Below are 5,228 nucleotides of genomic sequence, written 5' to 3'. Positions count from 1 at the left end.
ATTCAAAGTACAGACTTGGGCTTTTTTGTCGCTGGAAATGTACAAAACTCATCCCAAGGCTATGGTTCTAAAGATGTCTGGATCACCAGACTGGATAAAGATGGAAAGGAACTGTCCCAATTGATCTTAGGTGGAAAGGGCTTGGACGAAGTTGAAAAGATGATTCCAACAAAGGATGGCGGAGCCTTACTGGGAGTTTATTCCAGAAGTTCCGAAGTTGGTGATTTAGGATCCGGGGCTAGAACTCCTGAAAGTAAATCTTTGACTGGAAGTACTGCTACCTATAACCTGATATCTGCTACCTCAAAACAAAGCAGCAACTTCGGTGAAGGCGACTATTGGATCGTTAAACTAGACAAAAACGGCAAAGTAGAATGGGAAAAGAACTTTGGGGGTAAAGGAGACGATCATATCAGAACATTGGCTTTAACGGCAAACGGTTATATCATCGGTGGAGAATCCCGATCCGAAAGATCCGGAAACAAAACGGTAGGCATTGAAGAAGGCACAGATCTATGGCTGATTGCCCTCAATGAAAGAGGCGATGAGCAATGGCAAAAATCCTACAATTTCAAAAACCGCGATATCCTGATGGGAATGAGTGTGATCCATTCCGCAGATGACAAATCTTCAAAAGGAATTCTGTTAGGCGGTTATACCCAAGCCGAAGGGAGAATAGAAAAAGATGATGAAACCTTCTGGATGCTGTATCTGGATGGCAACGGAAATGAACAGTGGCGAAAACATGTAGCAGGAGAATCCAGACAAAAAGAAGAGCGACTTTCAGATTTGAAACTGAACCGCGATGGCTCCATAATCCTTGCTGGAACGAGTGCGAAGGAACTAGGAAAAGAGAACTGGAAGATTGTAAAGCTGGGTGATAAACAAGTTAATGACCTGATTGAAAAATACGATATCAAAATCTATCCAAACCCTGTATCGGATTATGCTTATGTAGAAATCGGCTTTGATTTTAAAGAAGCTGATATTATGCTGTATGATATGAGTGGAAGACAGCTACAGAACTTCAAAACCAAGAACAGAGTTACCAAGATGAATACCCAGGCTTTGGTACAGGGTGCTTACCTGGTGACTATAAAAACAGATAATAATAAAACAGCGAATGCTAAGCTGATTAAGAAATAAAAAAACATTAATCATGAAGAAAATAATACTTCTGGCATCTGCATTGTCAGGCATTATGATATTTGGGCAAGCCTCTATAGATCCCGGAACAAAAAATGATATTCAAAAGATATTTCCTGCTACTCCTGAAACCTACAGTATGTTTAAGGCAGGAGACTTTCCGGTAGATTATAGGACTGGAAAACTCAATGTTTCCGTCCCTTTATATGAAATCAAAACCCGATACGGGGTAACTATTCCTATTAGTTTAACCTATAATACAGGAGGCATTAAAGTAGATGAAACCTCTGGCGTAGCAGGATTAGGCTGGTCTTTATCCATTCCGAATGGTATTTCAGTAGAAATGCACGGGAAGGATGATCTTGAAAATGGAGTATGGTTTCCCCAGCAGCCTGGGGATTATGCAACTGGGGATTTAAATACCTTTCCACCGGATGTTTTCTACAAAATGACAAGTATTAAAGAAGGGGTCATGGATTCTCAGCCCGATATTTATCATTATAACTTACCCACTGTTTCAGGTTCATTTATCAAAGATTCAAACGGCAACTTCAGAACCATTCCTTATGAGGATGTAAAAATTTCTTATGCGGATAATAAATTTACGATTATAGATTCTAAAGGGGTTATCTATACATTATCAAAAGGGAACTCAACCAGTACTATTACTACAGGAAGCCTTGGAGAATCTTATACTTCTTCATTTATTCTTGGAAAAATTAAATTTCCCAATAATGAGGAAGTAAGCTTTAGGTATGGAAAAAAAATGTCTTATAGTAATATTACTTACAGTTTTACAGATGTTTATATTCCTATAGAACAGAATATTGCAGATTGCGCAAACTCCAGAAAGAGTCAGCATGTAACAACCAATAATATGTACATGGATGATTTGCTTACCGAGATTATTCACAATGATGAAAAACTCACTTTCAATTATGCTAATACTATTCAGGGTGTACAGGGTAGGAAAGATCTGGATGGAGCGGTGTCCGGTACTTATGCACTCAATGAAATTGTAGGAACGTACAAAGATAGAATCATTAAAAAAATGGCTCTTGAACACACTTATTTTGAAACTTATGGCGGAGATCAGCCTTATAAAAATTTCAGGCTGAAATTGAATAAAGTCAAAAACCTGTTGGATAATACAGAATATTCTTTTGAATATGATGAAAATGGTAAACCGTTTTTGGGAAGTTTTTCGCAAGATATATGGGGATATTATAATGGTCAGAGTAATTATGGACTGATTCCCAATATGCAGTACTTCAACAGAAACTATACACAAGGCGGCAATCGTAATGTATATCCTCAATATTCACAGGCTTACATACTTAAGAAAATACAGTATCCTACCAAAGGATCATCTTCATTTACTTATGAAAATAATAATATCTGGCAGACATTGATTGTTCCACAGGAGGAAACAACTCCGAAATCAAATGTAATTGGGGTCTTGAATCCAGGCGCAGGTTACGCCGAAGAAACAGGACCTGAATTTTACCTTAATGAGAATACGAACGTACCAGGAGAAAAGATAACATATCTTGTGGATTGGGTAAACAGTTGTGCCAATAATATGCCGGGAAATCCGGGATCCATACAGAATAGCAATGGATATGGCTACCTGGAAGAGCAGCAGACAACAGGTAGCTGGAAGATAATAGCACAATTTCAGAATGATGCTCAGGGTCCCATTCTAGAAGCCCCGGATTCCCATAATCCTTCTTATAAAAAAAGATTGAGAGTGATGTTACAGTCCAATGATCCAGAAGCAGGTTGTTCTGTGTCATTTTCTGTTTCAATGAGACGGGTCTATAAGACTACGGTTAATCAAAATGCAATTGTTGGAGGATTAAGGATAAAAAGTATTAATGACTTCGATGGCCAGACCAATTATACCAAAAGAACTTTTGAATATAAGAAACCGGGTAACTTAAGTACTCAGTCTTCAGGGAGTATTGCATCACCATTAGAATTTTTAAAAACACATTATAGTGTGACAAGGCCTACTGGGTCCACTCAGCAGATTATGTGCAGCAATTATGCTTTAAGTGCAGATCAGTCAATTAATTCAAGTCTTTCGGGAAAAGATGTGGTTTCTTATGAATATGTCACTGAAAATACCTTGGGAAAAGGTAAAAAGATGTATCAATTCTCTGCAATTGGGGGTAATTTAGATATAACAGTTCCTGATATGGGTTGGAATCCTTATCAGTTTCTGAACAGGAATTTGTTGAATGAAAAATCATTTTCAGAGGGCGGAGAACTGCTTCAGGAGAAAAGTTATAAGTACGAAAACATGCTATTGAAGAATTCATTGTCTTCAGATCATTTACCTAATTCACCTTATAGCCTGGCTCTTTCCACTTCATTTGCTTTCTTTGAATTAAACAGTCAGACTTTCAGCAGAATTAATAATTTTTATGTAGTGGAATCCGGGAAATGGTTACTGACTAAGGCAAACAATAAAACGTATCTTAATAATATCCTTACTTCGGAAACTAATAATACCTATTCCATAAGTGATATTAATAAACCAGTTAACCTTGTAAAGACTGAAACACGTTCGTTTGATGGCTCAACAGCGGAAGCTACTTTCCAGTATGCGATGGATCAAAACCAAGCTGATATGATAAGTGCCAATATGGTAAGCATTCCGATTCAAACCGAAGGAAAAGAGGACGGAAAAGTCATCTCCAAGACAAAAACTGTATATGCTAAAAATGCATCTACCAATCAGATGATCTTACCGGTAGCTGCTCAGAAGTTTGATAAGGACAATCCATCCTCTGCTAAAAATACCATTGATTATAACCAATATGATGCTTATGGAAATGTGCTTCAATACACTACAAAAGGAAGTACCCCTACAGCTATTATATACGGTTATAACAACAGCCTTCCGATTGCAAAGATAGAAGGTATTACTTATGATAAAGCAATGAGTCTGGCTGCAGATATTATTGCAAAATCTAATGAGGATACAGATGCAGACAAAGAGAAGGTATTGATAAAAGCCCTGGATGATTATAGAAACCAGCCTGATTTTGTGAATTCCAGCATTACGACGTATACCTACGATCCGCTGATTGGGGTAACAAGTATTACTCCGTCTACAGGGCTAAGAGAGTTTTATAAATATGATACAGCAGGAAGGCTGCAGTCTGTAGTGGATGCTAATAATAATATCCTGAAAGAATTAAAATACAACTACAAAAACTAACACAAACCATGAAAAAATATTTGCTCTTAAAAACACTTTTTCTGTTAGGGTCATTAGCGCTGCAAGGTCAGGATCTTACACAGACAGAAAATTATGTATACAGCAGGACCTATCTGGAGCCTGTAGTATCTTCCAGTAGTACCGCAAAACAGATACAGCAGGTTAATTATCTTGACGGTCTGGGAAGATCTAAACAGAATATCGCTATTAAAGCCACTCCTTCAGGAAAAGATATTGTAACCCCTGTGGAATATGATGCTTTAGGAAGGCAGATCAAAGATTTGCTTCCATTACCACAGCAAGCCACCCAGAATGGAGGGTTATTTACCTCTCCTGATATGACGGGAGCTATTTCTGTCTATGGAGCCGCTTCAAATTATTATGCAGAAAAGAAGGTAGAAAACTCACCCTTTCAACGGCTTCAGGAACAGGCTGCTCCCGGAGATCCATGGAAGATGGGATCCGGAAAAACCATACAATTTAACTATGAATCCAATACTCATTCTGAAGTCAGAAAATTTATAGTTAATACCTCGTGGGCTATTGTTTCGGGAGTAGCAGTAGGTACTCCTGTGCTAAGTATCTCTGCAGAAAATACAGACTATGTCTCAGGAGGTTTTTACAAAGCCGGAACTTTGTATAAAAATATGATAACCGATGAAGATGGTAATAAGACAACCAAATTTACAAACGGTAAAGGACAGGTTGTTCTGGTAAGAAAAAATGATGGAATCCAAAATGTAGATACCTATTATGCTTACAATGAGTATGGACAGCAGGCTTTTGTTATTCCATCCTTAGCCGTTAAAGCAATTGAAACAGCAGGAGGAAATACAATACCTGCGGAAGTGCT

3 protein-coding genes are annotated in these 5,228 nt (G+C 38.0%); all 3 read left to right on the top strand.

The annotated features are described in order from the left end of the window. Positions 1 to 1,146, top strand: a 1,146-nt coding sequence (locus J2772_RS23995) for a T9SS type A sorting domain-containing protein (RefSeq protein WP_209921570.1), incomplete at its 5' end; no start/stop codon positions are given. A 13-nt stretch (positions 1,147 to 1,159) separates the two neighbouring features. Beyond that, the gene (locus J2772_RS23990) at positions 1,160 to 4,375 is read left to right on the top strand and encodes a hypothetical protein (protein ID WP_209921567.1); all 3,216 of its coding nucleotides are present in this window, start codon (positions 1,160 to 1,162) and stop codon (positions 4,373 to 4,375) included. 8 nt (positions 4,376 to 4,383) lie between these two features. Then, positions 4,384 to 5,228: DUF6443 domain-containing protein (locus J2772_RS23985; protein WP_245365327.1), on the top strand; the 845-nt coding region annotated here is incomplete at its 3' end.

It is taken from the genome of Chryseobacterium jejuense (genome assembly GCF_017877355.1).
Taxonomy (GTDB): domain Bacteria; phylum Bacteroidota; class Bacteroidia; order Flavobacteriales; family Weeksellaceae; genus Chryseobacterium; species Chryseobacterium jejuense_A.
Note: the sequence above shows the minus strand (reverse complement) of the source record. Positions and strands in the feature narration are given on the sequence as shown.

What these genes read in the sequence shown, in the direction of transcription:
- J2772_RS23990 (WP_209921567.1), top strand. Translation starts at nt 1,160, where the DNA reads ATGAAGAAAATAATACTTCTGGCATCTGCATTGTCAGGCATTATGATA.